Origin of the sequence: Paraburkholderia sp. J7, from assembly GCF_905220155.1 — a bacterium.
Taxonomy (GTDB): Bacteria; Pseudomonadota; Gammaproteobacteria; order Burkholderiales; family Burkholderiaceae; genus Paraburkholderia.
Genome location: NZ_CAJMYZ010000059.1, coordinates 1 through 4,874, shown reverse-complemented (window position 1 = coordinate 4,874; position 4,874 = coordinate 1). Strand labels below are relative to the sequence as shown.

Here is a 4,874-nt window from a genome sequence, read left to right as displayed (position 1 = left end):
GGGGTAGCGTCAGCATTTGTATTCAATGGAGACGCGTACAGATGCATTGGGCTGTCCGGTCTGCTGGACTAAGCCTTTGAAGGTTCGGACTGGCTGAACAGATCCAATACTATCGCACGCAACCAACGGTTTCCAGGATCGTTGTTTTGACAGCGGTGCCAGTGTTGTTTCAGGTCGAACGTTGGCATCGGATAGGGAGGGCTCACTGCTCTCACGTTCGCGAATTGCGTAAAAACTTCGGCAACAGCTCTGGGTACAGTCACGACGAGGTCGGTCATAGCAACGACCATCGGAATACTAAGGAAATGTGGTGAGCGAAGCATCTCGCGTCGTTCAATGCCCTTAGAACGCAAATATTGCTCTACGATCTCCTGGCTTCGACCTTCCGCACGTACAACGGCGTGGGGCAGTGACTGGAACGCTTTACGAGTGAGTCCTGATTCCAAAACAGGATGATCCGCTCGGACTAGACATACAAAGTCATGACGGAAGAGGCGCTGCTGGAACACGTCTACGCCACTTAAGTCCGGAAAGTAGCCGATTGCGAGATCGACTTCACTGCGCTGAAGCGCGGTCATGAGGTCCTTCGGGTCGCTAGATACAGTTCTAACATCTACAAACGGCGCATCTTCCGCGACGCGTCTGAGAATTCTTGGCAAGAAAACCATCTCTCCAACGTCGGACATGGCGATCGTGAATGTTCGCTGAGCTGTCTGCGCCTCAAACGCCGGTGCGGTCAATACGTGTTCACGCACCTCGCGAAGGATCGATTGAACAACTGGTGCGAGTTCCAGCGCGCGGGGCGTGGGTTCTATTCCGTGACGCACTTTCACGAAGAGCGGATCGCCTAGTTGCTCACGTAGCCGCTTTAACGCGTAAGACACGGATGGCTGACTCATTCCCAACTCGTCGGCCGCTCTGCCGACGTGGCCATGATGATGCAATGCGGAAAAAACATTCAGTAGGTTCAAATCGAAGTTATCCATTTTTTCTATGAGAGTTATGTTGGAAATCGGATTGAAACATGATACGGATAAGGTGACACTGAGTGCAATAGCGGAAAATGCTAAAAATTCGGTCGAGACCTTAACAACTTTGGAGACGTAGATGTTTGTCAGAAATTCGTGGTACGTCGCCGCATGGGCAGATGAAATCGGGCAAAAGCCGTTCCCTCGGACGTTGCTTGGTGAGCCCGTAGTCCTGTTCCGGACGATGGACGGGACCGTCGCAGCGTTGGAAGATCGCTGCTGTCATCGGGCACTCCCGCTGCACCACGGAGACGTGGTCGGAAACAGCTTGCGGTGTGCGTATCACGGTCTCGAGTACGACTGCAGTGGGCAATGTACGCGTGTGCCAGGACAAAGCAAGATACCTACTAAGGCGAAGGTCAGGTCGTACCCGGTTGTTGAGAAGGACGATCTGATCTGGATTTGGATGGGAGGGCCAGATCTCGCGGACGTCGCCAATGTGCCTGCCTACCCGTGGCACTCCGATGGTCGCTGGCGATACCGCAAAAATACGTATCTGATCGAGGCGAATCATCTTCTCATCTACGACAACCTTCTTGATTTAACCCATCTCGGATACGTCCACAAACACACAATTGGTGGCGACGCCGAGACGCACTTTGCCGCGGACACAAAAACGACGCGGACAACAAAGGGGGTACGTGTCGAGCGCTGGATGCTGGACTCAATTCCGCCGCCCACATATACAGCTGCTTATCAATTTGGCACCGAGCACGTCGACCGCTGGCAAGAGATTGAATTCGAGCCTGGTCTAGTTCGTATTTTCACTGGCGCTAAGGACGTTGGTGCGGGCGCTCCGGAAGGGAACCGAGATGACGGATACGGATTTCGCGGACTCAACGCAATGACGCCGGAAACCGAACATTCGACTCATTACTTCTGGTCCGCGGCCCACAATTTCCGAATCGACGAGACTGAAGTCACCGACGAGATATATCGGAACATTGTTGCGACGTTTAACGAAGACAAAGAGATTATCGAGTCGCAGTACCACAGTATGCAACGTACGCCCGGGCGAGAGTTCGTCGACATTGCATTCGATATCGGGCCTGTACAGGCACGCCGTGTATGGGATGCATTGTTGAAGTCTGAAGCATCCGAGCATGTTTGGGCGGAAACTTCGGAATAGTGCATTTACGGGTTTGAATCATGTTGAATGTCAAGATCGCCGCAAAGCGGAAAGTCGCAGAAGATATATGCACCTTCGAACTCGTCAGTGAGGATGGACGTAAGTTACCTCAATTCACCGCCGGGTCGCATATTGATGTGCATGTTCCAGGCGAATATGTTCGCCAATACTCACTCTGTAACTCCACGCAGGAGACGCATCGCTATCTTATCGGCGTCCTGAAAGATCCGGTATCACGTGGGGGTTCGATAGCCATGCACCAGCTAGAGGAGGGAGCAAGGTTGCGCGTGAGTGAGCCGAAAAATCACTTCCCATTGGAAGACAGTATGGAGCACTCGATACTCGTCGCCGGCGGAATTGGAATCACGCCAATTATCAGTATGGCCGATAAACTCACTGAGTCAGGTCGTTCCTTCGAACTCCACTACTGCGTAAGAACGCGCAATAAAGCTGCCTTCATGGAAGAACTCACAAGGGAGAGATTCTGTTCGGCAGTTAGGTTGCACGTTGACGACGAACCGGATCAAAAGTTCGATGCAGAGTGGATTTTCAAACATGCGCCGGGGGCAACGCCGCACGTATATGTTTGTGGCCCGAGTGGATTTATCCAGCACGTTCTGGATTCTGCCCGAGGTGCTGGCTATGCCGAAGCACAGTTGCACCGGGAATATTTTGGAGCGAACCCGAAGAAAGACGACTCCGCGGACAAGTCTTTCGAAGTTCACATCGCGAGTACCGGGCTGAGGTGCCTCGTTGGCGCGGACGAGTCAGTTGTCGCTGCTTTGGCGCGCCACGGCATTGAAATTCCGACTTCCTGCGAGCAAGGCGTATGTGGCACTTGCGTTACGAGGGTCGCGGCAGGCGTTCCTCTGCATCGAGATCTGTACCTGACCGACGAAGAACGCGCGGCGAACGATCAATTCACCCCGTGTTGCTCCAGGTCGTCGTCGCCAGTGCTCGTCCTGGATATTTGACCGGGGCGTGCCAGCCTGCATCGCATAAGGTCTTTCAGACGTTGTGCGATGCATTCTTCCGCAGCAAAGCGTTCTGCGCGTCCATCCGTCTACCCTCAATATCAAAGTGGTTCATGTTGGGACTTTTCAATCGGCGAATAATCCAATTTTATAATTAATCGACCATTAATCTCGTTGCTATAAGACGGAGACAAAATAATGCCAGGTAATCGCGGTGTCGTGTACGTCGGTAACGGTAAGGTTGAAGTTCAGTCAATCCCGTTCCCGGAGTTGGTGGATCCAAGAGGGCGTAAAGCGAGCCACGGCGTTATATTGCGGGTGGTGACTACCAATATCTGCGGCTCAGACCAGCACATGGTGCGGGGGCGGAAAACTGCTCCCGTTGGGCTCGTCCTTGGCCACGAGATAACGGGGAAGTGATCGAGATTGGCTCGGACGTCACAACACTTCAAGTGGGTGATCTGGTGTCGGTGCCTTTTAATGTTGCGTGTGGACGCTGCCCGATGTGCAAGCAGCAAAGCACAGGTGTGTGTCTCAACGTGAATCCAGAGCGCCCGGGTGGGGCGTACGGCTATGTCGATATGGGCGGCTGGATCGGTGGGCAGGCAGAATTCGTCATGGTGCCGTATGCGGATTTCAATCTTCTAAAATTTCCGGACCGAGATCGCGCTATGGAAGAGATTCGCGATCTGACGTGCCTGTCCGACATCCTCCCGACCGGCACCATGGTGCGGTGACCGCGGGAGTGTGTCCCGGAAGTACCGTCTACGTGGCGGGTGCCGGTCCAGTTGGATTGGCAGCAGCAGCGTCCGCACGATTGCTTGGGGCTGCCGTTACAATCGTTGGGGACGTTAATCCTGCTCGTCTCCAACATGCTCGTCGCGTGGGTTTCGAAACCGTTGATTTGTCGTCGGATGCTTCACTTGGTGACCAGATCGCTGACCTTCTCGGTGAACCGGAGGTCGATTGCGCAATTGACTGTGTGGGTTTTGAAGCAAGGGGGCACGGTCACGCCGGATCTCAATCGGAGGCGCCAGCGACGGTCCTCAATGCGTTGATGGAGGTCACACGTGTCGCTGGGAAGATCGGTATCCCTGGCCTCTATGTGACAGAGGATCCTGGCGGCGTTGATCCAAGTGCTCAGCTTGGCAGCCTGTCCGTGCGATTGGGTTTGGGCTGGGCGAAATCGCATAGCTTCTTCACCGGGCAGACGCCTGTTATGAAGTACAACCGAAGCTTAATGCAAGCCATTCTCTGGGACCGGGGTGAACATTGCGGAAGTGGTCAATGTCAATGTAATTACGCTGGACCAAGCCCCCGAGGGCTACTCGCTGTTTGATTCAGGCGTCTCGACCAAGTTCGTCATTGATCCGCACGGGGTGCTGAAAGCGGCATAGGGCGTTTACTAACGAGTCATTGGGCGCCTGCGCCAGCTGTCTGGCAACCGGACTGTCGTATATTGGAGGGGCATTTTTAGAGTGCCCATCCTTCTTTTGTGCCGTTGTCGAGAAGAGCTCTTGTCGGGGCGCATCCTACTAGGATTTGATGCCAAACGTCGTACGAGATGCAGCCCTTATGACTAGCTTCGCCTGGCTAGCGAATCAGGTAGTGGCTGAGTGCATTGCAACTCAAGCGCAGGTCGAGAGGGCGCGATGGTTCGCCAGAATCGTCGGTGCAGGAGGCATAATAGACGCGCGCCGCCCACCTGCGCGATGCCGACGTTGTAGCTGACATGGTCGGGAA

At 54.2% G+C, this 4,874-nt stretch carries 3 protein-coding genes and 1 pseudogene; 3 read left to right on the top strand and 1 reads right to left on the bottom strand.

Annotated elements, in window-relative coordinates:
* Positions 1-68: 68 nt before the first annotated feature.
* Entirely contained in the window at positions 69-986 is a 918-nt protein-coding gene (locus tag U5A58_RS40230; protein WP_321917601.1) for a LysR family transcriptional regulator, read from the bottom strand.
* A gap of 121 nt (positions 987-1,107) precedes the next feature.
* On the opposite strand from U5A58_RS40230, the gene U5A58_RS40225 reads away from it, so the two are divergent.
* The 3 genes and pseudogenes from U5A58_RS40225 (at position 1,108) to fdhA (ending at position 4,528) form a co-directional block, all read left to right on the top strand.
* A complete protein-coding gene (locus U5A58_RS40225; RefSeq protein ID WP_321847136.1) occupies positions 1,108-2,157 on the top strand; it encodes an aromatic ring-hydroxylating dioxygenase subunit alpha in 1,050 nt (349 codons plus the stop codon).
* 20 nt (positions 2,158-2,177) lie between these two features.
* Complete coding sequence (locus tag U5A58_RS40220; protein ID WP_321847139.1) at positions 2,178-3,131, top strand: PDR/VanB family oxidoreductase; 954 nt, start codon at positions 2,178-2,180, stop codon at positions 3,129-3,131.
* 198 nt (positions 3,132-3,329) lie between these two features.
* Positions 3,330-4,528 (top strand): annotated as a pseudogene (fdhA, locus tag U5A58_RS40215) (formaldehyde dehydrogenase, glutathione-independent).
* The last annotated feature ends 346 nt before the right edge of the window (positions 4,529-4,874 follow it).

Coding starts and splice junctions, on each gene's coding strand:
- U5A58_RS40230 (WP_321917601.1), bottom strand. CDS start 986: ATGGATAACTTCGATTTGAACCTACTGAATGTTTTTTCCGCATTGCAT.
- U5A58_RS40225 (WP_321847136.1), top strand. CDS start 1,108: ATGTTTGTCAGAAATTCGTGGTACGTCGCCGCATGGGCAGATGAAATC.
- U5A58_RS40220 (WP_321847139.1), top strand. CDS start 2,178: ATGTTGAATGTCAAGATCGCCGCAAAGCGGAAAGTCGCAGAAGATATA.